Genomic DNA, 26,190 nt, shown 5'->3' with positions numbered 1-26,190 from the left:
GGATTTTTCACCGGAGAATTCTTTCGGGTTGTTGAACTCGAATTTAGAATTGATTTTATAACGACCCACTTCTCCGAGATCGAATGTTTTCGGAGAGAAGAAAAGACGGTTCAGTTCCACGGTCGCATTTTCGATCGTGGAAGGTTCGCCTTGACGCATGAGAGAATGGAATTTGAGAATCGCGTCTTCGTAGTCGTTCACTCCGTCTTTTTCAAGAGCATTGATGAGAATCGGATTGTCTTTACCTTTCGGGAATTCGATCAACTCTACTTCTTTCACCTTCATCTCTTTTAAGATGGAGATGTTGTCTTCGTTGACCTTGGAACCGGCTTCGAGCATAACCTCTCCGGTTTCCATGTTGATGATGTCGTTGATGGTTCTTCTTCCGAGGATTTTTTTAAGATCCTTGGAAGTAGCACCCGCGATTTTTTCCTTTTTAGAACTATAAAACAGTCGAAGAACTTCTTCATTGGTTCCATGTCCTAAGGATTTAACCAGAAGGGTGGCGGGAAATTTTTTCTTTCTATCTATCTTTGCGATTAGAATTCCCTTGTTGTCCATCTCAAATTCCAACCAAGAACCTCTGTAAGGAATTACTCTGGCGGAGAAGACGTCTCTTTCCATATCATAAGAAAAGAATATACCCGGAGAACGGTGAAGCTGAGAAACGACTACACGTTCTGCTCCGTTGATGATGAACGTTCCCTGCTCGGTCATTACGGGAAGATCTCCCATATAAACCGTTTGTTCGCGGATTTCTCCGGTTTCTTTGATGATCAATCGGATCACCGCTTTGAGCGGCATCGCAAAGGTAGCGTCCGTGTCTTTACATTCTTGAGGAGAACGTTTTGGTTCGCCTAGAATGTAATGACTGTATTCCATGATCATGTCGTTATTCGGGCTTTCAATGGGAAAGGTTTCCCGAAATACGGCTTCTAACCCTTGATGTCTTCTTTTGGTTTCGTCTTTGACATCGGCTTGAAGAAACCAGTCAAAAGAACGTTTTTGAATTTGAATCAAGTTGGGAAGGTAATCTAGATTCGTAATTTTTCCGAAGTTTACCCGTTTTCTCTCTACTTGACCGTACATTCTGTGCTCCCTATCGATAAATGAAAAACAATGACCTGTATGAAACGGTTAATATTCGATTTTGTCGAACGTTAAAACCGACACACTCCCAGCCTTTGGAAATGATACCAAATTTTTGAAAGGCTGTAAATACAATAGAGCAAGGGGGCCGCCAACCGGACTGCCACCTTGCTTTGAGTGAAAGGATTTTTTGAAAGCTAGCGCTAACAGAGTTCTAACGAAACAATCAACTCGCTTTGAGTTCGATCTGTGCGCCGGCACCCTCGAATTTCTTTTTGAGGTCATCAGCTTCCGCTTTAGAAACTCCTTCTTTAACGGCTTTTCCGCCAGCTTCAACGAGACTTTTTGCATCTCCTAATCCCAAACCTGTGATTTCTCTTACGAGTTTGATCACTTCGATCTTCTTAGCACTGTCAAATCCCTTTAGAATGACGTTAAAAGTAGAAGCTTCTTCAGCGGCTCCAGCACCAGCAGGCGCTGCTCCAACGGCTGCTACTGCAACCGGAGCTGCGGCAGAAATACCGAATTTATCTTCCATTTTTTTCACGAGGTCTGCAGCCTCAACCAGTGTAAGCTTTCCGATTTGCTCTAATAGCGCTTCAGTAGACATTATATGCTCCTTTGATTCCGTTTAGTCTTTTACTATATTAAAAATACATTATGCGTTATTCTTCTCTGCGGTCGCCTGGATCGCTCTGGCAAGAGACGCGATGATCTGATTGATACCAGATGCAATCGATCTTGCAGGACCGTTGATTCCACCCGCGATTTGAGCGAGAAGTTGCTCCCTGCTTGGAAGACCCGCGATTGCGTCCACTCCATTTGCATCGAGAACGGAACCGTCCATATAACCCGCTTTTACGATCAGGTTTTTGTTGTTCTTCGCGAAATCTTTGCAGACTTTTGCAACGGTCGGAAGGTTATCTTTTGCAAAGATCGCCGCGAGAGGTCCTTGGTATTCTGGACCGAAAGAAATATTCTTATCTTTGTGAGCACCAGATTCTTTCAAAGCTCTCAAGAAAAGATTGTTTTTGAGAACTTTCATCTCAGAACCTTCTTTTCTTAACTGAGCACGAAGACCTGTGATTTCTTCCACAGTCAAACCCGAATAACAAGCAAGAATGAAGTTGTTCTTCGTTTCCAGTTTACCTTTGAGTAAAGCGACTGCTTCTATTTTTTCCTGATTCGCCATTTTCTAATACTCCAAATCTTGTCCAGGTCAGATGGAAGTGTTGACCAGTTCTTTTACGTCTACTTTTACACCTACTCCCATCGTAGGAGAAATAGAGAAAGTTTTTAGATATTCGCCCTTTGCGTCGGAAGGTTTATCCCGCATCAGAGTTTGAACTACGGTGCGGATATTTTCTACAAGCTTTGCGCTGTCGAAAGAAACCTTTCCGACTCCAAGATGAACCACTCCACCTTTATCAGGGCGGTATTCAATTCGTCCTGCTTTGAGTTCGTTCACTGCTTTTGTAACGTCTGTGGTTACGGTTCCAGCCTTTGGTTTTGGCATAAGACCTTTTCTACCGAGAATCGGCCCCAACTTACCGACATCTTTCATCATATCGGGAGTAGCCACACAAGCGTCAAAATCGGTCCAACCACCCGCTACCTTTTCGATGAGATCCATATCTCCTACGAAATCGGCTCCGGCAGCTTTTGCATCGTTTTGTTTGTCCCCTTTGCAGAAGACAAGAACACGAATTTTTTTACCGGTTCCGTGTGGAAGTGAAATCGTTCCACGGATGTTTTGAAGAGATTTATAATTTACTTTTGTAGCAATTTCAAGAGTCCCATCAAATTTCGTATAAGAAGTGGACTTTGCCAATTCCACAGCCTTGTCGATAGAAAAGAATTTAGTACTATCTACTTTCTCTTTGAGAGCTCTGTATTTTTTTCCACGTTGCATTGAATTCTAAGCCTCTACAGTGACGCCCATGGAGCGACAGGTTCCCGCGATAATATTCACAGCGGCGTCTATGTCATTTGCATTGAGATCTTCCATTTTAGTTTTAGCGATCTCTTCCAGTTGTTTACGAGTGATCTTTCCCACCTTATGAGTGTGAGGAGTCGGAGATCCGGTTTCCAATCCGATTGCTTTCTTAACCAGAAGAGCAGCCGGAGGTGATTTAGTAATGAATGTAAAACTACGATCTGAAAAAACAGTGATCACTACCGGAAGTTTCAGTCCGATTTGTGCTTTGGATCTTTCATTGAATTGTTTACAGAACTCCATAATGTTCAGACCGGCCTGACCCAGAGCCGGCCCAACGGGAGGTGCCGGGTTTGCTTTTCCCGCTTCTACCTGAAGTTTGATCTGTTTTACTACTTTTTTTGCTGCCATGGATAGAACGTCCTTTGTTCTTTCTCTTAATTTTCAGTTTTTACCTGAAGATAATCCAGTTCCACAGGAGTTGATCTCCCGAAGATTTCTACTTTTACACGAAGTCTTCCTTTATCCGGAAAGATTTCGTCCACGAGCCCAGTGAAATTTGCAAAAGGCCCATCGATGATTTTTAAAGAATCCCCTACTTTAAAGAGAATCTTAGGTGCGACCGGTTCCTCGGATGCAACATCGCCAGATTCGGAGAATAAGTTTTTTACTTCTTCCAAAGACAAAGGCTCGGGGCCTCCATCTTTAGATCCTACAAATGTAGAAACGGAAGGAAGAGACTGAATCAAAAACCGAGTGTCATCATCCATTTCCATTTCAATCAGAACGTAACCAGGCATTAACTTTCGCTTGGTTACTTTCTTTTTACCGTTTTTCATTTCGGCAACGTCCATGGTTGGTATCTTTACTTGAAAAATTTTCTCTTCCAACTTCTTTTGTTGAACGAGTTTTTCTATATTCTTCTGAACCTTATTCTCATGTCCCGAGTAGGTCTGAAGAGCGTACCATTTTTTTGTTCCCATGGAGATAACTTTAAGATTCCTTTTGATCTAGCTAGCCAATTCCCAAAACCAGGTCAGCAGCTTTACAAATGCCGAATCCGCAAAAAACAGGAAAATGGAAAAGAAGAATACAGTAACTAATACTACTATTGTCGAATAGACAACTTCTTCGCGAGTAGGCCATTGGACCTTTTCCAATTCTGCCTTACATTCCTGTATAAAAGTAGTTACTTTCACGATTTCCTGCCAGATATTTTGTAAGCCGACGCAGAGAGAGAGAAGTATCTTTCAGGCCCGGAGAGAATCGAACTCCCACCAAGGACTTTGGAGATCCTAGTTCTACCACTAAACTACAGGCCTGTTCATTTTCTAGCCCTCTACCAGGCTTGAACTGGTGACCCCTTCCTTACCATGGAAGTGCTCTACCGCTGAGCTAAGAGGGCAATATTCCTTCCGGCTCTCTGCTAAAGATGCCTAGGAATTCACAGTATTTTTAAGGCAGGCTAGACGTCAATCAAATCCGGCACGGAAATTGCTAATTACCGTTTTTCGATCTGATTTAGAATAAAAACTCAGTTCGGATTTCAATAATTCTTAGTATTCAAATTCTTCAAAACTGCGCTGTCTAAGTTGAAAGTTTTTTTGGGAATCTTCTTTCTGAAAGTCAATTTTTCCGTAAAAAATAAAATGTAGGAACTCACACCATCATCGTTTGATTGAGAAATCTCATTTCTCACAACGCCTTCAGATTTCTTTCTGTAGGAACTACTACTCTATTTGAAAACCCCGGTTCTGGGAGCGAAAGCAGAGAGCAAAAATTTCACGGAGTTTGCAATGAAACCCCCAGTTCCGGGGCCGGTGGCCTTCACCTAAACCAAGGATGCCTGAGAGAAAATTTAGTACAAGGAAAATCTTGTTTTTGAAACTTAGATTTTGTATTTTTATAGAAACTTTTCAAACCAAAACCTTCGGTTTTTTAAATAACGAAAGTTCGATATAAGGAATCCGTCTTAATCCCGTCGAGCGAGCATAGAAGCAAGACGTTTTAGAAAGGTTCATTTTTAAACTGCGCATAAATTCCAAGATTTGAAGAACCAAATAAGTAATTTGAACATTGAAAACAAACTTACATTAATGTGAGTTCAACGTAAAAAAATTGGGGCGAATAATAAACTCAATGCTTTCGCATTTGTTATATCGAACTCACGTTACATTATTAACTAAAATTGAAAAACCTGTAAGAATTACTCCAATCATACAAATATAAATGCCTGATCTTTATAAAATTGAACGTCTTTAATTTTTATCGCAAAACTCTACCCTATAACAAAATATTATTATTCTGTTATATAGCTATGAATCAGAAAATAAATGTATAATAGAATTATTGAAAAATTTCATTGTGGAGTTTAGCAAGACTGCCTAAATTGCCCATTTCAATATAACGGAAACAGCTGGAGAATTCATTTTTTAGAACCCTATTATTTAAATATTTTCTAATATTAAAGAATTCGATTATAAAAACGAAATTTGCAAAAAATGCTTATAAAAATGATGAACTTTTTAAAATGGGAATTGTTAAAGGATCAATTCAATCGATCCAAAAAATCAGACAGGAACAATTATCGTGGCTAATTCAAAGAATCACAGAGTAGTTTTTTTTTACCAATTAAACCTGAATTCGCTCATAAAATTATCAATGGTGAAAAAAATATAGAATTTAGAAAAAAATTCTCCAACCAAAATGTAGAAACTATTGTAATTTATTCGTCTAGCTCAGAGCAAAAAATCATTGGCTTCGCTAAAATTGATTCCATAGTAATTGATACTCCAGATTCTCTTTGGAATCAATTTTCTCACCAAGGAGGAATTGATAAAAATCGCTTTTACACTTATTTTTATGGAAAAGTAATTAAAGAATTGATCCGTAATGCTAAGATCTCAACTTTTTTCAGAATCTGGTTCCCTACCGTTAAACTATTGATTGGGTTCTTTTATTACGTAGTTCCGAATATAATAATTTGATAAATTACTACGAACCAAATTTCATCCTTACATTTGCAAACTTTCTAGTAGTCCTTCCCCATTAAATATCTTCGTAATTTTCAGGTTTTGGGACAGGCTTTCTTTAGTATTACTGCGGAATTTTAGGTCCGAGTTCGATCACTAATTGTTCTTCTGGAACCGTAAGATCGATCTTATCCACTTTTTCTGGAACTCTACCGGATGAAACATCTTCGGTCAAATTTTTAATCTTAGTAAGTATAGTTTCGTCCGTACAATTAGAAATGGAAATTACGTTTGGAAGATTTCTTCCCCAAGAAAAACGAACTCCCGGACTATCCACAAAAAAAGATTCCGTAACTCCATCTCCTTCCTTATCGATCATCGTAAAAACCGTGGAATCTCCCGCAACTACTACGATTTTTTTTCCTTTTTTCCACTTATCCACTCTGACCCGGGTATTTGTCATTTCTCGATTCCAAAGATAATAGTATAATTTTCTAATTTGAGAATCGATCAACTTATCCCTTGCGAATTTATACAACTCTCCATATTTTTTTCCGACTTCTTCTTCTCCTTTCATCTGAGCGTCCAGCTCTCTGGGTGTAGTAGAATGTAGATAAAAATCAGGGACACCGTTGATGGTATTCGTATAAAAAGCCTGGTCTTTTCTATCACCCGGATATGGATTGGTGGAAGCTCCCGGATTTTTCAGAAAATTAATTAGTACGTTTCTTCTTTCGTTTACTTTTTTTCTGAGTTCTTCCACCCTAAAGCGGATTGTAGTCGTTTTTGGAGAATCTTTTCCGTAAAAACGTTCAGACCTTTCAAGTTCCCCGCTTATGGCTCTTTCGGAAGCATAGTTTTTCAATAGCTCTTCATCGTATTTTAAAAGAAGATCTAACTCCTTTGTCTTTTTTAAAGGTTCGCTGGAAACTGGAGCCGCCTCACTTGCGTTAGTCGATGAAGTTTGAACGTTTGTACTCGTTGATGAACTTAAACCCGACGTAGTATCAGGAGTTTTATTTACGGAAGTGGAAACTACGTCTTGAGATCGATTTGAATTTACGGTTCTTTCCGATTCGGGAAGCTTATAATATTCCGATTCTAACTCTCTCAGTCTTACATAATTGGAAATTTTGACCAGATATTCCTTTTCCTTTTCTCGAATTTGATTTGGATCGTCGTAACCATCCTTGAGTAACGTTAGTTGTCCTTTATAGATAATCAGCAGCGTCGCTTCGGAAGAATCCCGATTTGGATTAGTTTCGGACAAGGTTTTTCCTTCCTTATCCACAAGTTGAATAAAATGAAACGCTAAACGGTCTGTTCTAAAATCGGTGATATTTTGTATATCCGGTGATATTTGTAGATCGGAAGAAGGTGATAGACTCTCTCCTAGGATAAAAAAACAAATCAAAAACGATTTTTTTAAATTCCAGTTTTTTAATAAGAATCGAAACAGAGCCCGTCGAACGAAGAGGCTTTGAGTTTTGAAAGCGCCAATAGAAGCGAGAAATTGAATTATCCAATTGAATCTTTTTGATAAAGTAAAAAGAGACTCAAGTGTATCTCTATTTATGAATCGTTCGACAAATTTTTGAACACGCCGTAAGTTAATTCGTAATTTGACGCCGGATATTCTATATGCGATATTTATTATATTCTTGCAAAAATTCTTAAATTTACCGATCGATAACAAACGATCCAGAAATTTGGATTTCATCTTGTTTTTAGTATCGGCCAAAAAAATGGAAGAGAAAAGTGAATCAATTCCTTTTATGTGATAAATCGAGAGAATATTCCATTCCGGAGATATTTTCGGATAATCCGTCTAACCTATATTCCACACTCTGAACATCCTGAAAATTCTCGAAAACGGTTTTTTCTAAAGCTAAAAAAGTAGAATCCAAAAGTGCCATTTTTTTCCGAATGATTTCCTTTTGTTTTTCGTTGTCGTTCATCCTTTTAGCATAAGTATAATCGATTCTAAATTTCATCGCAGAAAGAATTTCCTGAAGAGTGGACTTTCTAAAATCTAAAATCAACGTTCCTCCGTTTTTCCAAATCGCTTTTACCGCGTATTGGATTTCGGGAAGACGCTTTAGGTTTTTATAATGTTCTCCTTTTCCTCCCTCTAAAGTTTTATCGAAATAAGAAGACTCGCTGATTTCTCCGATGAGCGTCATCGTTTTATGACGGAATTCTTCGTCCTCCAAAAGAACCTTTCTACGAACCGGAAACACCTGACGTTCTCCATCAGAAACGTAAATTGTTATTTCGGTCCTATGATCCCGATTACCTAACTCGTAAAGTGAAAATGGAACCAGAGTAATAAAAGGACTATTACCCGAAAGTATAAACGAAGTAAAAAATAAAACGACCCCGATCCAAGAATATGTGAGAAATAAGGTTTTACGAGAGACTCCGTCCTCACTCGCCGTACGGAAAAGCCAAAGGTATCCTTGATTGATTTTTTCTACCGCTTTTAAGACCGCTTCCCAAATTGTATTTTTAATCGTACTTGCAGATTCTTTAATGTTTTGCCAATTCATATCCACGGATTCCTTCTACGATACTTTTCGCTATTTTTACTTGTAAACTCTTGCTCTGCAAAAGTTTGGATTCTTTTTCATGAGAAAGATACCCCATCTCTACGAGAATCGCGGGCATCAAACTTCCTCTTAGGACCGAAAAATCCGCCTTTTTCACTCCCCTGGACAGGATTTGAGATTGGAGCTTTTTTTTCATCTCCGATTCCAAGGACCTCGCCAAGATTCTACTCCTTCTTTGAATCAAAGAAGACATCATTCCTGCTTGAATTTTTTTAACCACCGAACTTCCCTTCGCTTTGAGAATTCTGTTTTCCAGAAGTGCGGTTTCTCTTGCCGACTCGGTAGAAGGAGTTTGTGAAAGATAATAGATCTCGAACCCGTTCACTTCTTCGTTGATGGACGAATTACAATGAAGACTGATAAATAAAGCGCTTCCGTTTTTTTTAAGTTCCCGATTTGCAATTTCGGACCTACGTTCCAATTCTATAAAAGTGTCGTCGCTCCTCGTCAATACTACGTTGATAGTAGGATATACTTTTTCAAAAAATTTTTGTAGAATCTTTGCCACTTGTAAAGCGACCGTTTTTTCGTTGGTTCCGTCGTTCGATACGGTTCCTGGGTCCTTTCCTCCGTGCCCCGCATCTATAAGAATTGTCTTAACTTCCAATTTTTCGGCGCTGGGTAATACTTCCAACTCCAACACGTTTTCCTTATATTCATAGCGGACGTCCTCCGGCATGAGTTGCACAAAAAGGGCTTCTACAATTTCGGGGGGAATCAGAAAATCTTTTTCTTTATAAAGAACCGGAACGGAAATTTTTTCTATGGTCTGATTGAAAGTATAAAAGGAAGAACCAACTCTAAAACGAACCTCTCCGGAAGGATGTTGGATAGATCCTACAAAAGTTGCCGGATTAAACGTGGATTTAAGAGAAGGAAATTCTCTTTGAACATCCTCAAAGCGCACATAACGTTTAGAAGACTGTGTAGGAATGGAAACTTTGGCTTCCAAATTCCTTAGACTTAGTAAAAATAAAATCAGCCCCCAAAGATAGATTTGATTTTTTGCCAAATCGAAACCTTTTTCTTTTTAGTATCTTCTTTTACCGTATCGTTTATATCGAATAGATTCCGTTTGTTTTTATCGTATTGTTTACCGGACTGTTGATTTTTATTCTGATTTCGACTATTCTGCGCACCTCGTCCCGTTCGGCTCTGTTTGTCTTTACTCTGAAATCTATGTTGGTCTTTTCCGGATTTTTTTCCTTTGGGTTCTGAAGATAAAACGGAATCCGCCTTTTGTAAAAACCGTTCCGCTTCTTGAATTGCAGCCGCCGGTTTTTTCTTGTGGGAATCTTTAGGAGTATGCCGTTTGTCCTTTTTGTGATCTCGGTCGTGTTTGTGAGGGGCGCGATCGTTTCTGTCGTGAGGACGTCTTCCAGTTTGTTTAAAATGGGTTTCTTTTTCCCGATCGTAGGAATCCCCTCCGATAAAAGACTGAAAATCACCTGCAGGAAATTGAATATATTCTTCGTTGACTTCTAAAATTTCGATTTTTTGTTTTAGATATTTTTCTATCTTTTCCAGTTCCACGTAATCGGATTCGGAACAAAAACCGATCGCTTTTCCTTTTCTTCCCGCCCTTGCAGTTCTACCGATTCTATGTACGTAATTTTCGGTATCCTGAGGAAGGTCGTAGTTATAGACAATATCTATATTTTCTACGTCGATCCCTCTGGAAGCGACGTCGGTTGCGACCATATATCTGTACTTTCCGGATTTAAAATCCCGGAGAAGTCTAAGTCTTTTTTTCTGATCCAACTCGGAAGATATTCCGGTTACGGGAACCCCGTATTTACGGAGAGTATATACAATTTTTGGAATGTTTGCTTTATAATTTGTGAATATAATTCCCTGACCTTCTTCTTTTGAATTTACGATTAGGTTAGTCATGTAGGGAATCTTTTCTTCTCTTCCTAAATGTACGATTTTCTGGTCAATTCTTTCGGTGATGATCTTTTCAGGATTGATCTGAATTTCTACGGGTTCGTTTAAGAAACGATAGGCGAGCCTCATTACTTCCACGGACAAAGTTGCTGAATACAACAAAGTCTGCTTTCGATTCTTACACTTATGTAGAAGCCAACGGATGTCTTGGATAAATCCCATATCCAACATTCGATCCGCTTCATCGAGTACGAAAAATTCTACGTTCGATATATCGATAGAACCGGACTTAATCATATCGATCAATCTTCCGGGAGTAGCGACGATAATTCCGTTTAATCCTTCTAAATCCTTGTTCTGGGATTTGTAATCGGTTCCTCCTATAATCGGGACTGATCGGATTCCTTCGGAATGTTTGAGTAATTTTTTTGCCTCTTCCGCGATCTGCATCGTAAGTTCTCTTGTGGGAGCTAATACGAGCGCTGCAACTCCTTGTATTCCTTTGGTAAGAATGTTATGAATGACAGGAATTAAAAACGCGACGGTTTTTCCGGTTCCGGTTTGTGCAAGTCCGGTAATGTCCTTTCCTTCCAATCCATGTGGAATCGATTTCTCTTGGATCGGCGTAAGTTCCGTATATCCGATTTCTTGAATGGCAGCCAGTAATTTTGGATGAATAGATAGTTCTTCGAATTTCATGTGTGACGCTTCTGAGCGATTAAGTGGAATGTATCACCATAACAGGCGAGGTCTGAAAGACATGTAAAAAGACGATGATTCAGTGTTTTTCCTCTCCAACCCTTATCTCGGGACGGGTGGTAGGACATTGGTTTTCTATACTCAGTCTTAAAACCGTATCCTTTCAACATTTTTTTCAGAGACCCTGGGCTGTAATCCCAAAAATGGTCTGATGGGTGTGTGCGAAACCATTCTTCCGGATTCGTTTGAAACGTTGGGCCATAAAGTGAAGGCAAACCTAAGAATAAAAATCCTCCCGGTTTGATTAGATTTGTTAACTTTTTAAATACTAAGTCCGCATCCGGAAAGTGTTCTATTACAAAGAAAGCGGCTACTACGTCGAAGATACGACCTTGTAACACATTCTCCTCTAAAAAAGAAGCGCAGAAGACTTCTAATCCCAAAGTCTTTTGAGAATATTGAACCTCGGCAGGTGAAATTTCAAGACCAGCTACTTGATAACCTTCTTTTCGAGCTTCGTCTAAAAAAAATCCAGCGGCAGATCCAAGTTCGAACAAAGTCGCTCCCATCGGATTTTGAAACTTTCGTATAATTTTGAGCCGTCTTTGTGCCAATAAACGAAGAGAAGTTTCGTCCTCGTAATAGGTTTTTTGGTATTGGTTTTTATATTCTTCTAAAAAATAAGAATCTTTGTATTCCCTAGGTTTGGCAAGTTTATAGTAACAAACTCCTGTTCTTTTACAGATCTGATATTGTTCTGGATATTGTGGATGGGGAATAAGTTCGAGTTTTGGATACATTCTCTGGATCTAGAGAAATCGAATGGGAAAAGAAAGAAAATTCCTTTTTTCGAAACTGCTTGAAAAATCGAGGGATACTATCTTTCTGGAAGGATCTCCTACGATTCTTTAGAAATTAATGAATATCTCAAATAAAATCGAATCCCTTGGTTATAAACTTCCACCTCCTCCTCAAGCAATCGCTGCGTATATTCCAGCAAACCGATCTGGAAATTTAGTCTTCACTTCCGGTCAACTCCCTCTTAAGGAAGGACAGCTGATTCTTTCCGGTAAATTGGGTGAAGGTCTTTTCATTGAAGACGTAAAAGAAGCCACCATCCAAGCCAGCTTAAACGCAATTGCAGCCGCTTCGGCAGTTTGTGGTGGTCCGGATAAAATCGTAAAGGTGATAAAAGTCGGAGTTTTTGTAGCTTCTAGTCCGAATTTTTCGGAACACCATTTAGTTGCCAATCACAGCAGTAACTTTTTTCTTTCGGTGTTTGGAGAAATGGGACGTCATGCACGCTTTGCGGTAGGTGTTTCTTCTCTTCCTTTGAATGCCCCCGTAGAAGTGGAAGTGACCTTTCAGGTTGAAGATGTTTCGTAGTCTTTGGAAAGACATTCAATGGAGTTTTCGTTCGGTTCCTCTGATTTTGAAAGAATGGCTTACATTTTATCTTTCTTTTTCCGGAAGGTTTCAAGAATTCTGGAAGGAAAAATCCGTTTCTGAAAAAGGTCTTTTCATTGCGCTTACTTTTCAACTTTTATTCAGTCTTTCGACTTGGATCGAATATACGATCCATTTAGGCGGCGAAGAAACAGAAGGACTTAGGGTTTCGTCTAACTTTTATTTTATTTTCCTTTCCGCGGGCGTTTTTTTCTTCGGTTCGTTTTGGCGTTCTCATTGGTTGGATGTATTTCTTTTGAGCGTTCAATTTCTTCTCGGCTTAGGTGCGTTAGCCGGTATTTTTTTTCCGGAATCTTTTTTTGTGAACTTTCTAAACGCAGAAGACTACGTATTCAGTTGGAAATTTTACGCCTTCTTGGGCGCGTGGGGTTTTACTACTTTATTTTCTTTAAAACTTGTTTTTGAAAAAGATTGAATTTGTATCGACCTAGAAGTTCATTACGTTTTTTGAAAGTTTATCAGCATTCATGAAAACTTTTAGAAATTTAAAATAACGTGAGTTCTACGTAAAAAACTCATAATTTTGAAAGTTGGAATCTGAACTCTACAAATCGATTTTTTAAATATGGGAACTACCACAAAACTTAGATTTATCTGTAAAATGATGTGGGAACTCTTACAAATTACGATTTTAGGAATAAATTCTAAAATTGTAGAGACTCATACTTTTAGAAAATTTCCTTACGCCAAACTCACGTTAAAATAGGGATAAACCGCACACATTTTACTAAAAGCTTGTCCCAAAAGCATAATCCTTTAGAAGTTTCTAATAAAATGCTGGAGTTCCCACATTTCAAAACCTCAACGTAAAATTCTAAATTTGCAGTAGTTCCCACAGATTTAGTCTCATTGCGCTTTTTGAAAAACTTTCTGCATTTCAATCGTGGTGGTAGTTCCCACATTTCAGAGACGACGAACTTGTTATACTCGTTTTAAACAATAAAGTTGTTTAAAAATTCCAGAGCGAATATTAGCAATCGCCCATTTCAATACAACGGAAACAGATGAGGAATCAATTTTTTGACAACTCCGATCTACTGATAGTTATAAACAGAGCGTGCAACCTATACCTCAAAATGTATTTTTACTATATTAATAAATTATAATATTAAAAATACACATTCAATAAAAATACAAACTACATATTTAAAATCTTCTTAAAACAGAATTTCCATATGGATACGATTCTTTCAGATGAGAAAGAAAACCGGAATAGGTAAACCAACCTCGAGAACCAAATTTTTCAGGCGCTCTTTCAATATGCATTTCCTGAGCCGGCATAAAACTGAATCCAATCAAAAAAAATCTTTCTCCTTTTCGATTTTCCGTTAAATCTAAAATCATAGAAACATGCCCGATTCCCCCAGTCTCATTTTGAACAAAAAGATCTCCCGGTTTTAAATCCTTCTCCGAAATAATTTTCCCACCTTTTTTAAGAGAATACGAGTTGGAAGACGCAAACATTTTCCTCAAAAAAGAAGAATAAGAAAGTCCGCTTTTGGAAAAAAACTTTTGTTTTCCGTTATAATCAAAAAGATACAACTGGTTTAAACGATTCTTTTGTTTATGATATTCCGCCCATATACGCATTGTATAATCCGCGCATTGTTCTAAATCACTCTGAAACAAAAGCGGAAGGTCTAAAACCGCAATTGTATCATAACGTAGAATGATATTCTGTTTTTTATACGTCCAAAGAGTCCGATCCGATTTTAACGGAAGATTTTGTATAAAATCTGGAAAAGAATTTTTTTCAAACCGAATCCGTGTAGTTTCCAATGGAAGTACAATTTCATTCACTTTAGAAGGTATCGTATCTGCATCCACACAACTGAAAACAGGAATAAAAAAGCCAAATACAACCAAAACGATCGAAGCTAATTTTAGAATAAAAGATCTTAAAAATTGAATCGATGTCAAAATTCGTTTTTGGAATTGATTGACAAAAGTTAAAATAGATTTCATTACGATTCCTTTTTTAAAAAGGATAAAAACGATCAAGTGTTAAACCTATTCTTTTTCTCTATAAAAGTATGAGTTCCTACAATTTTAGGAATTATTTGTAAAATCGTGGTTTGCGGAAGTTCCCACATCTTTTTACAGACAAACTTAAGTTCTGTGGTAGTTCTCACAGTATCAAATGATTTATAGTTTTTTAACATTCTTTTGTTATTATAATCTCCGTATGAGTTCCCACATTTTTGTGGGACTCAACCTTACGGGTCGTTTGATAAGTTTTGAGACAGACCCTGAGTAACACATGAAAGATTTATAATGTTCTATTGACTTCCAGAGCCAACAATCGAAACGACGAATGATCAAAGGTTTATATTCCCTGATATGATCCAGACTTTTGGGTTTTACAAAAGAAGGCGTTTGATTTGTAAGTTAAAACTTTATGATCCTGCGGAATCGTTTGACAAAAGAAACATATAAATCTAATATACGAGCGGCCTTCTATTTCTTTTTACCGATCTTCTCAACAAGATCTACTAAAAGTCGAACTCCGTATCCGGTCGGTCCGTTACCAATCTGAGTTCCAGAAGTTTTCTTTCTCCAAGCAGTTCCTGCGATGTCAATATGTGCCCAAGCAATTCCCGGTTCCACAAATCTTTCCAAAAACTTTGCCGCCGACAAAGAACCCCCGGCTCTTCCAGCCACGTTTCGAATGTCTGCAATGTCACTTTTTAAGTCTTCTGAATATTCTTCCCAAAGAGGCATTTCCCAAATTCTTTCATCCGAAGAAACAGATGCTTCTTTTAATAGACTTGTAAGAACCTCAGAATTACTCATCACTCCGGCGGCCTCGTGCCCCAAAGAAATGATAATCGCTCCGGTTAAAGTCGCAAGATCCAACATATAATCCGGTTTGAATTTTTTTCCTACATAAGAAAGTACGTCTCCCAAAACTAAACGACCTTCCGCGTCCGTATTTTGAACTTCCACAGTGATTCCGTTATGTGCAGTATATACGTCTCCCGGTTTGATCGCTCCAGCGTCAGGCATGTTTTCCGCAACTCCAATTGCAGCGATTACAGAAACACCTAATCCTAGTTCGGCGATCGCTCCGATTGCATGAATTGCCGTAGCCGCTCCACACATATCGTATTTCATTTCGTGCATATCCTGAGCCGGTTTAATGCTGATTCCACCCGAATCAAAAGTGAGTCCTTTTCCGATGATCGCAAGTTTTTTCTTCGTAACCGGTTTTACAGGAGTATATTCTAAAAGAATCATCTTCGCTTTTTTATCCGAACCTTCACAAACAGAAAGAATTCCCCCCATTTTTTCTTTTTTTAATTGAGGTTCGTCAAAGACTGTGATTTTAAGTCCGTTGTCTTTTGCAATTTCTTTTGATCTGGAAACAAATTCTTCCGGAGTAAAATGGTTTGCTGGAAGATGAGCGATATGACGAACTTCGTTGATATAACGACTTACAATCTTTCCTCGTTTGAGTCCTTTTTCTGCTTCTTTCAACTTTGCTGCGTCTTGAAGTATAAAAGAAACGTTCCCCATTTTTTTGGAATTTTCTTTGTATTCTTTTGCCAAAACGTTGATCGCGTAAGCTCCTTGTTCCAAAGAGTTTACAATTTGATAAACTACTAAGTCCGCTGGAAGTGTGTTAGTTAAAATCTTTGGAAGATGAATTTCTAAACCCACACTTTCCCATTTTTTAAGTTTCTCTCCAAATTGAAAGAAGTGTTGCGCAACTCCTCTGGTTTTTACTTTGGAAGTTTCGCCTAACCCTAAATAGATGATTTTTTCGACTTCATCTGTAAAAATTTGTCCGTTTTCTCCCGTAAAAATTCCAGAAGTAGTTTGAAAAGAAAATTTCGTCTTTAAATTTTCCGGAAAATGATCTTTTAAAAGAAGTTGTAATTTATAAAACGTCTTAGAAGGATTTTTTCCGATCGAGATTTGGATTTTATTTTTATCCAGTTTCATTTTTTCTCCAATGTTTTGATGTCAGAAAGAATTTCATCTACATGTCCTTTCACGCTGACTTTAGGATATACTTTCAGAATTTTTCCGTCCACTCCGATCAGGAATGTTGTTCTTACGATTCCCATAAATTCCCTTCCCATGAACTTTTTCATTTGCCAAACTCCGTAGTCCTCGCAAATTTTTCCATCCTCGTCCGAGATGAGCGTGAAGTTTAGTTCCTGCTTTTCAATAAATTTCTGATGCGATTTCACGCTGTCTTTTGATACCCCTACCACGTTAAATCCTGTTTTTTTGATCCTTGAAAAGTTATCCCTAAAATCGCAGGCCTCGGTCGTACAACCTGGAGTTTGATCCTTTGGATAAAAATAAAGTACAGTTCCTTTTGGTCCGGACAAATCGGAAAGTTGAACCTTTTCACCTTTTTCGTTAAGCGCAGAAAAACCAGGCGCTTTGGCCCCCGTCTTGAGTTCACTCATGAAAATACCTCTTTAAATTATCTTAGAATTCTTTTTTTAGCGGTTAGTCTTGCAAGATAGTTCTAAAAAAATTCTCATTTTTCAAAGCGGTCGTAACTCTGACCTTACTAGCAAAATCCATTCTCGAGAAGTTGTTCCCAATCTCAAAAAAGTCACAATCCTAACGTGAGCAGGGCGTAAAAAATCCATGATTCATTTTTCTAAAAAAGTTGGAATCTGAACTTTTCAGATCAACTTCTAAAATGTGGGAACTCCTCCAATTTTGGAATTTTTTTACTTCCAATCGGTATGATCGCAGTAGTTCCCATAGAAATTGCTTAGTTCCGACTTTTGGTCGTCCAATTTCAGAGATTAGTCCTATTTTGAAATTAAGAATTGTTGCTTATTTAATGAGCTTGGATTCGATTTAAGGAATTGCTTATGAAGGTTCATTTTACCGTAAAATAACGTGAGTTCGACATAAGAAAACCAGGGCGAATCCGGCTTGCCATAGGCAGCCGGCCGGGCTCTTTAGCTCTGGTCAATAAATTGCATACAGGAAACATAATACAACAATCGTCTTTAGATTCAATTTAAAACGCGATCTGTCGAGCGCAAATAGAAGCGAGACGCTTTAGTTTGAGAGAGCGTTTTGCTTTAGTTACTTCGAACGCATCGATCCCTTTCGCGTTACGCCCTGCTCACGTTAAAATATAGATTTGTGAGAGTTCCCACAGATTAAGTCGCATTACAAATTTTCAAACATTCATTTTTTGTGATTTGAGTCTGGTAAGTTCCGATCTATTTCGCGTCATACAGAATTCACGTTTTTTAGGAGACTCTAGCAGACTTCCAAATGTGCGATTTTTGTAGGAACTCCAGCAATTTACTGATCCCTATAAAAATAAGTACCGTTAATTCTATCACAAAATGCTGATTCTATGTAAAATATTAGGTACTTTATTATATAGTTATGAGTAGTATGCAGAGTTACACAAATAGAATACTCCAAAATTCCACCTAACAATGATTTGTCTATAACGGGATTGTCAGAAGTCATAGAATCTCTAATGTTTTGTTTCGAGATAGTATTTTGGGATCAAAATTTAGTATTCGTAAAATTCTATTTGTTTGTTATCTTTCAAAATATTGGGAAAAATTCTTTATAAAAGTCGTTTATATTTTTCTTCAAAAACACAATAAAAGCAAACTTAATAGAGTTATTAAAAAATGAATTCTCCATCGGTTTCCGTTGTACGGAAACGATCGATTGAAACGTTTTGTTAAATTTTCACTATGGAATTTTTCAAAAACTCTAATATATTATAATATTTAATTTTTATGATGAACTAAATGGGGTTCATCTAAATCCTTCCAAAGAGCGGAGTTCCCGATCGTGAGAGACGCTTCGTGTATTTCCTCTAAAAACTGAGTTTCTTTTTCAGGAATTTTTTTCTTATCTTTTGAATCCAAAGACTCCTTTACATTCTCGAGAACTTTATCCAAAAGAAAATTGATGGGTTGATCCCAAATCGCGGAAGTGACTACAATTACCATTCTTCTATGAGGAATCACATACACGAACTGACTTCCCTTTCCATTGGCCATAAAAGTTTTTTTACCTTCAAACTGATGCGTCCAAAGTTGATAACCGTAATTTTGGGAAGCACCTGGTTTGATCGCTTGTCTGATCCAGTCCGGTTTGAGAATTTTTTTGCCTTTATAATTTCCGTTGTTCAGATATAAAATTCCTAGTTTCAACATATCCACAGGTCTTAATCTCAAACCAAAACCAGCGGTCTGTCTTCCCGAAGGAGAGGTATACCATTCGTAATCTTTAAAATCCAACCAAGAGAATAAGGTTTTTTCTGCAAATTGAAGTAGTGTAGATCCAGACTTATTTTCCAAAACCGCAGCTGCCAGTTGCGAATCTCCATTACTGTAATCAAACTTTGTTCCTGGTTTATCTTTCACTTCGGGTAACAAAGCAATTACGAGCGGATCTTCCGCCGTTCTTATATCTTCTCGTTCTGGAAATTCGGACCAACGCATTCCGGAAGCCATATGTAGAACATCTTTCAAACGAAGAGATTCTTTTCCTTCCAGTAAAGGAAAAGGTAAATTTCCCAAGGAACGAAGTGAGTCCATCACCGGTTCGTCTACGTTTTTTAGAACTCCTTCAAAATTCAAAATCCCAAGTAAAGTGGAAGTAACCGTTTTTGTGACCGAATAAACGCTATGATTGTGATTTCTAGTGACACCTCCCGCATAACGTTCCATGATCAACTTTCCATCTTTTAAAATCAAAAGAGAACGAACCTCTAATCCTTCTTCTCGAATGGATTTTGATAAGCGAAGTAAAGGAGCGGAATCTAAACCGACGTCTTCCGGTAAGGCGACCGAAAAACCTTCAAATGGAGTTCTGTTGAGTTGTTTCGGAGCAAAAGAACGAGAAACGGTTTTAAGCGCCACTTCCCCATCTCGCCCAGCGCTGGTGCAGGAAAGAAACCATCCCGCCCAGATCAGAAAAAACAAAATTCTCATATTAACACTCACCCTTTTTTATAAAAGATTGAAATCGATTCTTTTTCATTTGTATTCCGATTTTTGAAATTTATTTCCCATCGTTTTTTTAAACCGACGGACCTTTAAACAACTTTCAAACCAGGATTTAAGTAGATTTTTTTTAATCTTTTGCAAAGATTTATTCATTGAGATTGTAGTTTACGATGGATTCAAAATTCGTTGTTCGTTTTTTTCTGATCTGCTTTTTTGGCGCCTCCATTGTAATCACGGATTGTTTTGTCCGAGTCGACTGGGATTCCCCCAATCCTAAAAAAGGAAAAAATGCACCATCACAGGACGCCTTTCCCACCGCAGAAGAAGCCAATCTTACACAAGTGGAACGTGCAAAACTGATCCAAGAAAAAAAACGAATCGGACTTTCTCCGGAAGGTTTTACACTGGTTGGTCAAGAATCTAAATTCTCATACGAAAACGCCTGCACTCAGCTTCTCTCTAAATGTCAAGCAAACTGCATGGAAGAATGGTATCCTTTTACTTCTATTTTCTTACCAATTATAGGTTATAGAAGCGCAAAACAAAGACAATGTATGGATCGATGTAATCAATTCTGCAAACTACCTAGTAGAATTTTATCCGGAGAAACTAGTACGACTCCTTCTACTCCAGTTCCATTTCCTCAATAAGATCTTTTCAATAAACGTTGATTAGGCGATTATTGTTTTGCAACAAACATCGATTACTCCCCGCTATCTCCACGCTTACTATGGGCGCGAGATGTAAATAAAACATCCCAGATTCCCCAGAAACGACCAATTTCTCCCGCATTCGGAATCAATTTAAATTCCATTCTTCCTTGAATTAACTCTCCTGGGTCCACACGAAACCTCACAGGAAATTGAGAAGAATACATATCATTCCCCGGAAATCGAATCGTCTTCTTTAAAACTCCGTTCATATATACTTTCAATTCTCTAGGCTTAACTCCCTTCGGTCTTTCAGTATATGTAAACTGCGTTAGATCCATTTGAACATAAATCGGATCGTTACTGAATGGATCTGCGGTCAAATAAAAACTAAGTCCTTCTTCCGGAATCATTCTACAAAGTCCATCTTGAAGTATACCCGTTCCCGCACCGGGAGCCAAGTCAGGACGATCCCTTTCCAATTGCATTCCGTTATGAATCGCCCAAGTGGAAAGTTCGGAGTAAGTCCTAAAATCTTCCGTTCGAAGCGGCTCCCCATCCTCTCCTTGATGATCAAAGTTGATGAATTTTTTAAATTTCGGATTTTCTTTCGATTGTAAAAACCACGTATTGGTAAAAGTAAAACAGAATAAAACGAGTATGAATCGGTGCCAAACCATCTACTCTAGTATCGACAGGATCGGGAAGAATTTGATCACATTCCATACAATCGAACAAGCCGGAAAAACGATTCATTCCCCCTGTGTAGTCACTTTGGGAAATTTTGATGGAATCCATCTGGGGCACCAAGCGCTTTTAGATCAGGTTTTAAAAGTTTCCCAAACAACAGGGCTCTCCTCCTGCGTAGTTACCTACGATCCAAATCCAGCGATTGTTCTCGGGAAAAAGGCCGGAATGAAAATTCTGATGTCCCTTGAAGATAAAGAAGAATGGATCCGTCAAAAAGGAATTGATTTTTTAGTCGTTCTTCCATTTAACACCGAATTGGCGGAAATGAATGCGGAATCGTTTTTAGAGGAGATTTTACTTAAACAATTAAAAGCTAAAAATATCATCATCGGCTTTAACCATTGTTTTGGAAAACAGAGGAGAGGTAATTACGAACTTTTAAAAGAATATTCAGAAAAACTAAAATACTCGGTAGCAAAAGTGGATCCGGTATATTTAAATGATACTAAACTCTCCAGTTCGTATGTAAGAAGATTGATAACGGAAGGTAACGTAAAAGAAGCCTCCCATTGTTTAAATCGTAGTTATTCCTTATCCGGAATTGTAGTGGGCGGACACAAACGAGGGAGGGAAATCGGATTCCCAACTGCAAATGTTAAACCGAACACGGATATTTTACTTCCAGGTATTGGTGTCTACGCGGGCCTTACTCAGGTAGAAGGAATTGAATATCCTTCAATGATCAACATAGGTCGTAATCCTACATTTGGTATAAATTCGTTGACCTTAGAATCTCATATATTCGACTTTCAAAAAAACATCTACGACCAAACCGTGAGAATCTATTTTAAAGAAAAAGTCAGAGATGAAATTAAATTTTCAAGTGTTGAAACATTGATCTCTCAACTCAAACAAGACGAAATCATAGCAAGAGACATTCTAAAATCCACAATTGAAAAAAACTCGCCCCATTTTTAAGTGTAGTTTAAGTAGCTAGTAAATATTATAGTTTTAAATTTATAATCGCACCTTATATTGAAGCGAGTAAAAATTTTCAGATTCATTTTTTTGCATGAACTATTATCTTTTCCTTCCAATGGCTTCTTTTGTTGCGAACGCTATGTTTATAGCTTTCGTATATGCAAGACGTACCAAAAATCCTGTCATTCGTTCTTATTTACTTTATACGATCATTGTAGAAACCTGGTTGTTTACTCATATATTCTATTGGGCCTCTCCTTTTGAACCTTGGACGACTTGGGCTTTTAGGATTCTTTCTATCACTTGGCTTCCAGCCGGTTTGTTTTATTTGGAATTTGTTTGTATCTTTTCTCAAAATTTAAATCCAAAAAGTCGTTCTTCATTAGGATCTGATTTTAATTCTTCTCCCTTAGGAATTCTTCTTTGGCTCTTCAGAATCGGAATTCCAATCTTATATTTGATCACACTTTCCACAGACTGGATCATCCATGGAAGTATACACTATCACTGGGGAAATGAAAACGAACCCAGTCCTACGTATTATCTTGTAATTCTCATTTTTATATTACTTCCATCTTTTATAGGTTTGGGAATTTTAATTAAATCTTTTTTGGTTTCGGAAGGTGAACAGAAAAAACAAATTGGTCTAGTAGTATTCGGTTCCACATTTTCAATTTTAGTGAGTTTATACTACGAAGTCATACAAATAGACGACCAGGGTAGATTGTTATCTCCACCTCTCACTTCGATCGGAATTTTAGTTCAATCCTTTCTGATTTTTATCGCGATTACAAGATACGGTTTTTTAAAAATCAACGTAGAAGGATTGGCGACAGAATTATTTCGAGACATTCATGACGGAATGATTTTGATAGAGCAAGATCGATCCCTTTTTTTTATAAACGAATCGGCAATAAAAATATTAGGAATTTCTAATTTTCTTCCATCTCACTTTTTTCCTTCCGATTTTTTAGAGGACTATCAGGAAAACCTGGATCATTTTTCTAAAGAATACAAACCGGTTTTTAACGCCGATTGTAGAGGGATCGAACTTACTCGATCGAACATACTGCTAACCGGAAAAGGAAACGGTCATCTTTTTATTTTAAGAGACATCAGCGAAAAAATAGAATCCAGAGAAAAAATAGAAAGTATCTATTCTACATTTAATAAAGATTTAGAAATTGCGAAAATAGCTCAAACCTCAGCGATTTCTACCAAGTTTCCGGAAAGTCCTAAATTTAAATTTTACTCTCACTTTCAACCTTTCGAACTTGTAGGCGGAGATTTTTTGAAAGTCCTACAACGTTCCGACGGTAAGTTAGACGTCTTTTTTGCGGACGTTTCCGGTCACGGAATTTCTTCGGCTATGGTTACCGGAATGCTTTCTATTTCCTTTCAGTTGGCAGTGGAAACAAATCCAACCCCAAAGGAAGCGTTGGAAAAAATACAATCTTTACTTTTAAACGTAGTATTAAATCACCACGTTTCCGCGGTATATTTTTCTTTCGATCCGAACACAAAAATATTAGAATATTCTTATGCAGGACATCATCCGATTTTAGTTTTCAGAGAAGGCAAAATTATTCCCTTAGAAGGCGAGGGAAGAATTCTTTTGATTACATCAGAAACTGAATTAAACAATTATACCTTCCAGTTTAAAAAAGGAGATATTGTATTTCTCTATTCGGATTGTCTTTTCGAAGTTAGAAACGCATCGGGTGAAATATTCGGGTACGAAAACTTCATACAAAAAATGAACGAAATGCCGATTTATAGTCCATCCAGAATTCTCAAAACCGCAATCGATCTTGCCCTCAACTTTAATAACGGAAAACTTACGGACGACTTAACAATTTTGATTTTGGAGATTCTTTAAAAGATGAACCCGTATATTCTGATTCCTTTTTCAGCATTAATCATCAACGGGTCATTGTTCGCCTATGTAAGCGCACTCAAAGGAAAATCTGAGACGGTTACTCTCTACCAAAGATTTTCTTTTATACTTTTTATCTGGCACATTTCTCTCATTCTTTATTGGTCTTTCTTACCAGGTGATTGGCCTATAATCATTTTCAAAGTGTCTTCTTTTTCTTGGATTTTTATAGGTTGTCTATTCTTTGAATTTGCGGTTCGATTTTCAAATTCTTCATTTCGATTTTTAATATATCTATTTAGAGGTTTTTGTTTAGTTTCATTTCTCATAACGATTAGCACCGATTTGGTTATTAAAGGAACCATTCGCGCTTATTGGGGAGATATGCTTCAAGCCGGTCCTTTATATCTTTCCATTAGTATTTTAGTAACTGGAATTCCCATGTTAGCCGGTTCCTTGATTTTAATTTTTAACGGACTACACTCCCACAATTCACTTTTAAATAAACAATTTAGACTGGTCGCCTACGGAACGATTTTTTCGTATCTAATTAGTTTTGTTACGACACTCCTTCCTAGATATTGGAACTCTTCACTCACATTTCCCCCGTTAAGCGGAAGTTCGGCTCTCATCCAGTCGATCTGTATTTTTATAGCGATCAGTAAATACGGTTTTATGGATCTCAAATTGGAACATATCGCATTACAACTTTATGCAGAGATCAGAGAAGGAGTGATCCTTCTTTCCTCCAAAGGAAATCTTATCTTTAGTAATTTATCCGCAAAAAAAATGCTAGGAATTTCGGATAACGTATCGACAGGATCACATTTTGATCTAAACAATTATCTGGAAGGATTTCCTTCCGACTCCTTTTTTGAAAGAAAAGAATTTGTCAATCTCACCGTAAAAATCGAAAACCATTCGTCCGAGATTGTAGAAAATAAATATCTTGAAGTTTCTTCTTCTCCTATTCCTCTTTCTGGAAAAAACGACGGAAAGGTATATATACTCAGAGACATCACCGAAAAAAAAGATTCCCTCGAAAAAATTAGAAAGTTATTATATAGGTTGGAATTAGATCTGGATCTTGCAAGAGATATCCAACAAATGATTACCACTCGAAACTTTCCGGATTCTTCGGATTATAAAATTTATTCCCACTTTCAACCTTACGTAAAAGTAGGTGGAGATATTTTAAACGTAATCAAAGAAAAAGACGAAAGTCTTCACATACTTTTTGGAGACGTTTCCGGACACGGAATCTCTGCGGCCATGGTAGCCGCTATGACCTCGATTGCTTTTGGTGCGACGACCAAAAGAAGCGATTCCACAGACAAAAACCTCCTTTTTATACACGAACTTTTAAAAGATACGGTTACACTTCATTCTTTTTCCTCTGTATACATCAGATATATCCCATTCGAAAGAAAATTAGAATATACTTATGGAGGACATCATTGTGCGTTATTGATTCGTAATAAAACTTGTATTCCAATAGAAGGTTCGGGAGAAATTCTATTTACAACTCACGCTCCCGATCTCCGAAAATACGAACTCTATCTAAAAAAGGGAGACAGAATTCTTTTATATTCGGACGGTTTGTTCCAGATTAAAAACAGAGAAGGAAATCACCTAAGTCAAAATCAATTCCTCGAAGCAATCAGATCCTTGGTCGGAGAGGACACAAATTCTATGATCCGTTCGATTCTTTCATATTCCAGTTCCTACGGGAATGAAGAAATTTCAGACGACGTTACAATTTTTTGTTTAGAAGTTTTTTAATAAATATCATAATAATATTATATATTATTATTTCTTAATTCTCCAAGTCGTTTAATCAAAAAAACATTCCTCAATCCTTGAAAAGAACAGGACCTACGATTTTTCTTTTTCATAAAAAAATCCTCTCCAGTAATTCAGAAAGAAAGAACTCTATGTTGACCGTAAAACTTAGGCGACTTTTGAACTCAATCGACTTTTTTGTAGATTAATGTGAGTTAGGCTTAAGAAAGAATTTTCTAAAAGTAGAGTCCCTACAATTTTAAAACTTGTTCGTAAAATCGTAATTTGTGAGAGTTCCCACATCATTTTACAGACAAATCTAAGTCTTGCGGTAGTTCCCGCAGATTACGTCTCTTTTATCTTTTTTGCGATTTTAAATCATACTTTCCGAACGAAATTTTGCAGTAGTTCCCACATTTAAGAAATCGATCTATAAAGTTCAGGTCCCAACTTTTTTCAGAATCATGAGGTTCTTACGCCTGACTCACGTAAGATTAACATTCATTATTCATTAAACAAAAATGGTTAGCTTTTCTTTTAAATCTGAGCAGGTTTCAAGATTTTATAAATTTTTCTCCGGAAATTTGTTTAAA

General features: G+C 37.5%; 25 protein-coding genes, 2 tRNA genes and 3 pseudogenes (1 of these 30 only partly in view). 10 read left to right on the top strand and 20 right to left on the bottom strand.

Features of this window, described 5'->3' with window-relative positions:
- From rpoB to LEP1GSC049_RS212335, 9 genes are all read right to left on the bottom strand, one after another.
- On the bottom strand, nucleotides 1-1,089 hold the beginning of the coding sequence (gene rpoB, locus LEP1GSC049_RS212295; RefSeq protein ID WP_004753398.1) for a DNA-directed RNA polymerase subunit beta. It extends 2,592 nt beyond the left edge of the window; 1,089 of the gene's 3,681 nt are visible here — the first part of the coding sequence; the start codon lies at nucleotides 1,087-1,089; the stop codon falls past the left edge of the window.
- 226 nt (nucleotides 1,090-1,315) lie between these two features.
- Nucleotides 1,316-1,699: a 50S ribosomal protein L7/L12 gene (gene rplL, locus LEP1GSC049_RS212300; protein ID WP_004753282.1), complete on the bottom strand. Its 384-nt coding sequence runs from the start codon at nucleotides 1,697-1,699 to the stop codon at nucleotides 1,316-1,318.
- A gap of 48 nt (nucleotides 1,700-1,747) precedes the next feature.
- Complete coding sequence (rplJ, locus tag LEP1GSC049_RS212305) at nucleotides 1,748-2,281, bottom strand: 50S ribosomal protein L10 (protein ID WP_004753165.1); 534 nt, start codon at nucleotides 2,279-2,281, stop codon at nucleotides 1,748-1,750.
- Between the two features lie 27 nt (nucleotides 2,282-2,308).
- A complete protein-coding gene (gene rplA, locus LEP1GSC049_RS212310) occupies nucleotides 2,309-3,001 on the bottom strand; it encodes a 50S ribosomal protein L1 (RefSeq protein WP_004752945.1) in 693 nt (230 codons plus the stop codon).
- A 6-nt stretch (nucleotides 3,002-3,007) separates the two neighbouring features.
- The gene (gene rplK, locus LEP1GSC049_RS212315) at nucleotides 3,008-3,436 is read right to left on the bottom strand and encodes a 50S ribosomal protein L11 (RefSeq protein ID WP_002626022.1); all 429 of its coding nucleotides are present in this window, start codon (nucleotides 3,434-3,436) and stop codon (nucleotides 3,008-3,010) included.
- Between the two features lie 26 nt (nucleotides 3,437-3,462).
- Entirely contained in the window at nucleotides 3,463-4,008 is a 546-nt protein-coding gene (gene nusG, locus LEP1GSC049_RS212320; protein ID WP_004752833.1) for a transcription termination/antitermination protein NusG, read from the bottom strand.
- Nucleotides 4,009-4,035: 27 nt separating this feature from the next.
- On the bottom strand, nucleotides 4,036-4,224 hold the full coding sequence (gene secE / locus LEP1GSC049_RS212325) for a preprotein translocase subunit SecE (protein WP_004756946.1): 189 nt from the start codon (nucleotides 4,222-4,224) through the stop codon (nucleotides 4,036-4,038).
- 52 nt (nucleotides 4,225-4,276) lie between these two features.
- Nucleotides 4,277-4,347: transfer RNA gene (locus tag LEP1GSC049_RS212330), tRNA-Trp, on the bottom strand.
- Nucleotides 4,348-4,358: 11 nt separating this feature from the next.
- Nucleotides 4,359-4,430, bottom strand: a tRNA-Thr gene (locus tag LEP1GSC049_RS212335).
- Nucleotides 4,431-4,703: 273 nt separating this feature from the next.
- Between LEP1GSC049_RS212335 and LEP1GSC049_RS2000000228840 the strand changes: the two genes are divergently transcribed.
- The 3 genes and pseudogenes from LEP1GSC049_RS2000000228840 to LEP1GSC049_RS2000000226645 all read left to right on the top strand — a co-directional run bounded on the left by LEP1GSC049_RS2000000228840 (nucleotide 4,704) and on the right by LEP1GSC049_RS2000000226645 (nucleotide 6,012).
- On the top strand, nucleotides 4,704-4,910 hold the full coding sequence (locus LEP1GSC049_RS2000000228840; RefSeq protein WP_004753051.1) for a hypothetical protein: 207 nt from the start codon (nucleotides 4,704-4,706) through the stop codon (nucleotides 4,908-4,910).
- A gap of 531 nt (nucleotides 4,911-5,441) precedes the next feature.
- Nucleotides 5,442-5,642 (top strand): hypothetical protein, encoded by a 201-nt coding sequence (locus LEP1GSC049_RS2000000229135; RefSeq protein WP_004781597.1) that lies wholly within the window; start codon nucleotides 5,442-5,444, stop codon nucleotides 5,640-5,642.
- A pseudogene (locus LEP1GSC049_RS2000000226645) lies at nucleotides 5,615-6,012 on the top strand (RNA-binding protein). Before LEP1GSC049_RS2000000229135 ends, LEP1GSC049_RS2000000226645 begins: the two are co-directional and overlap by 28 nt.
- 109 nt (nucleotides 6,013-6,121) lie before the next feature.
- On the opposite strand, the gene LEP1GSC049_RS212345 reads toward LEP1GSC049_RS2000000226645, so the two are convergent.
- The 5 genes from LEP1GSC049_RS212345 to LEP1GSC049_RS212365 are packed head-to-tail and all read right to left on the bottom strand — an operon-like array spanning nucleotide 6,122 to nucleotide 11,992.
- Complete coding sequence (locus tag LEP1GSC049_RS212345; protein ID WP_025186072.1) at nucleotides 6,122-7,717, bottom strand: hypothetical protein; 1,596 nt, start codon at nucleotides 7,715-7,717, stop codon at nucleotides 6,122-6,124.
- 43 nt (nucleotides 7,718-7,760) lie between these two features.
- Nucleotides 7,761-8,546, bottom strand: a complete 786-nt coding sequence (locus LEP1GSC049_RS212350; protein ID WP_004768163.1) for an LIC_10740 family protein — start codon at nucleotides 8,544-8,546, stop codon at nucleotides 7,761-7,763.
- Nucleotides 8,527-9,618: an N-acetylmuramoyl-L-alanine amidase family protein gene (locus LEP1GSC049_RS212355; protein ID WP_004752866.1), complete on the bottom strand. Its 1,092-nt coding sequence runs from the start codon at nucleotides 9,616-9,618 to the stop codon at nucleotides 8,527-8,529. The genes LEP1GSC049_RS212350 and LEP1GSC049_RS212355 overlap by 20 nt, the downstream gene beginning before the upstream one ends.
- Nucleotides 9,585-11,192: a DEAD/DEAH box helicase gene (locus tag LEP1GSC049_RS212360; protein WP_004753089.1), complete on the bottom strand. Its 1,608-nt coding sequence runs from the start codon at nucleotides 11,190-11,192 to the stop codon at nucleotides 9,585-9,587. The genes LEP1GSC049_RS212355 and LEP1GSC049_RS212360 overlap by 34 nt, the downstream gene beginning before the upstream one ends.
- Nucleotides 11,189-11,992: a class I SAM-dependent methyltransferase gene (locus LEP1GSC049_RS212365; RefSeq protein WP_016560920.1), complete on the bottom strand. Its 804-nt coding sequence runs from the start codon at nucleotides 11,990-11,992 to the stop codon at nucleotides 11,189-11,191. The genes LEP1GSC049_RS212360 and LEP1GSC049_RS212365 overlap by 4 nt, the downstream gene beginning before the upstream one ends.
- Nucleotides 11,993-12,110: 118 nt before the next feature.
- Between LEP1GSC049_RS212365 and LEP1GSC049_RS212370 the strand changes: the two genes are divergently transcribed.
- Together LEP1GSC049_RS212370 and LEP1GSC049_RS212375 are read left to right on the top strand one after the other, a co-directional pair.
- Entirely contained in the window at nucleotides 12,111-12,578 is a 468-nt protein-coding gene (locus tag LEP1GSC049_RS212370) for a RidA family protein (protein ID WP_004752984.1), read from the top strand.
- Complete coding sequence (locus LEP1GSC049_RS212375) at nucleotides 12,568-13,074, top strand: hypothetical protein (RefSeq protein WP_004757070.1); 507 nt, start codon at nucleotides 12,568-12,570, stop codon at nucleotides 13,072-13,074. Before LEP1GSC049_RS212370 ends, LEP1GSC049_RS212375 begins: the two co-directional genes overlap by 11 nt.
- A gap of 731 nt (nucleotides 13,075-13,805) precedes the next feature.
- On the opposite strand, the gene LEP1GSC049_RS212380 is transcribed toward LEP1GSC049_RS212375, so the two are convergent.
- The 5 genes and pseudogenes from LEP1GSC049_RS212380 to LEP1GSC049_RS212395 form a co-directional block, all read right to left on the bottom strand.
- The gene (locus LEP1GSC049_RS212380; protein ID WP_025175880.1) at nucleotides 13,806-14,624 is read right to left on the bottom strand and encodes a DUF4846 domain-containing protein; all 819 of its coding nucleotides are present in this window, start codon (nucleotides 14,622-14,624) and stop codon (nucleotides 13,806-13,808) included.
- A 492-nt stretch (nucleotides 14,625-15,116) separates the two neighbouring features.
- Nucleotides 15,117-16,604, bottom strand: a complete 1,488-nt coding sequence (locus LEP1GSC049_RS212385; RefSeq protein ID WP_004756898.1) for a leucyl aminopeptidase family protein — start codon at nucleotides 16,602-16,604, stop codon at nucleotides 15,117-15,119.
- On the bottom strand, nucleotides 16,601-17,080 hold the full coding sequence (bcp, locus tag LEP1GSC049_RS212390) for a thioredoxin-dependent thiol peroxidase (RefSeq protein ID WP_004753241.1): 480 nt from the start codon (nucleotides 17,078-17,080) through the stop codon (nucleotides 16,601-16,603). The genes LEP1GSC049_RS212385 and bcp overlap by 4 nt, the downstream gene beginning before the upstream one ends.
- A gap of 357 nt (nucleotides 17,081-17,437) precedes the next feature.
- A pseudogene (locus tag LEP1GSC049_RS2000000229290) lies at nucleotides 17,438-17,625 on the bottom strand (hypothetical protein).
- A gap of 766 nt (nucleotides 17,626-18,391) precedes the next feature.
- A complete protein-coding gene (locus LEP1GSC049_RS212395) occupies nucleotides 18,392-19,603 on the bottom strand; it encodes a serine hydrolase domain-containing protein (protein WP_004753050.1) in 1,212 nt (403 codons plus the stop codon).
- A 185-nt stretch (nucleotides 19,604-19,788) separates the two neighbouring features.
- On the opposite strand from LEP1GSC049_RS212395, the gene LEP1GSC049_RS212400 reads away from it, so the two are divergent.
- A complete protein-coding gene (locus tag LEP1GSC049_RS212400) occupies nucleotides 19,789-20,268 on the top strand; it encodes an LIC_10730 family protein (protein ID WP_016560976.1) in 480 nt (159 codons plus the stop codon).
- Between the two features lie 53 nt (nucleotides 20,269-20,321).
- Here LEP1GSC049_RS212400 and LEP1GSC049_RS212405 read toward each other — a convergent pair whose 3' ends face one another.
- Nucleotides 20,322-20,948 (bottom strand): LIC10729 family protein, encoded by a 627-nt coding sequence (locus tag LEP1GSC049_RS212405; RefSeq protein WP_004753054.1) that lies wholly within the window; start codon nucleotides 20,946-20,948, stop codon nucleotides 20,322-20,324.
- Between the two features lie 31 nt (nucleotides 20,949-20,979).
- Here LEP1GSC049_RS212405 and LEP1GSC049_RS212410 point away from each other — a divergent pair, with 31 nt between their 5' ends.
- The 4 genes and pseudogenes from LEP1GSC049_RS212410 to LEP1GSC049_RS2000000228830 all read left to right on the top strand — a co-directional run bounded on the left by LEP1GSC049_RS212410 (nucleotide 20,980) and on the right by LEP1GSC049_RS2000000228830 (nucleotide 26,112).
- Nucleotides 20,980-21,936: a bifunctional riboflavin kinase/FAD synthetase gene (locus LEP1GSC049_RS212410; RefSeq protein ID WP_004753252.1), complete on the top strand. Its 957-nt coding sequence runs from the start codon at nucleotides 20,980-20,982 to the stop codon at nucleotides 21,934-21,936.
- Nucleotides 21,937-22,030: 94 nt separating this feature from the next.
- Entirely contained in the window at nucleotides 22,031-23,818 is a 1,788-nt protein-coding gene (locus LEP1GSC049_RS212415) for a SpoIIE family protein phosphatase (protein WP_004761234.1), read from the top strand.
- A gap of 3 nt (nucleotides 23,819-23,821) precedes the next feature.
- On the top strand, nucleotides 23,822-25,597 hold the full coding sequence (locus tag LEP1GSC049_RS212420; protein WP_004753187.1) for a SpoIIE family protein phosphatase: 1,776 nt from the start codon (nucleotides 23,822-23,824) through the stop codon (nucleotides 25,595-25,597).
- 304 nt (nucleotides 25,598-25,901) lie between these two features.
- Nucleotides 25,902-26,112: pseudogene (locus LEP1GSC049_RS2000000228830) on the top strand (hypothetical protein).
- Nucleotides 26,113-26,190 lie beyond the last annotated feature (78 nt).

Origin of the sequence: Leptospira kirschneri serovar Cynopteri str. 3522 CT (genome assembly GCF_000243695.2) — a bacterium.
Lineage (GTDB): Bacteria > Spirochaetota > Leptospiria > Leptospirales > Leptospiraceae > Leptospira > Leptospira kirschneri.
This window is presented reverse-complemented; position numbering and strand designations above follow the sequence as displayed.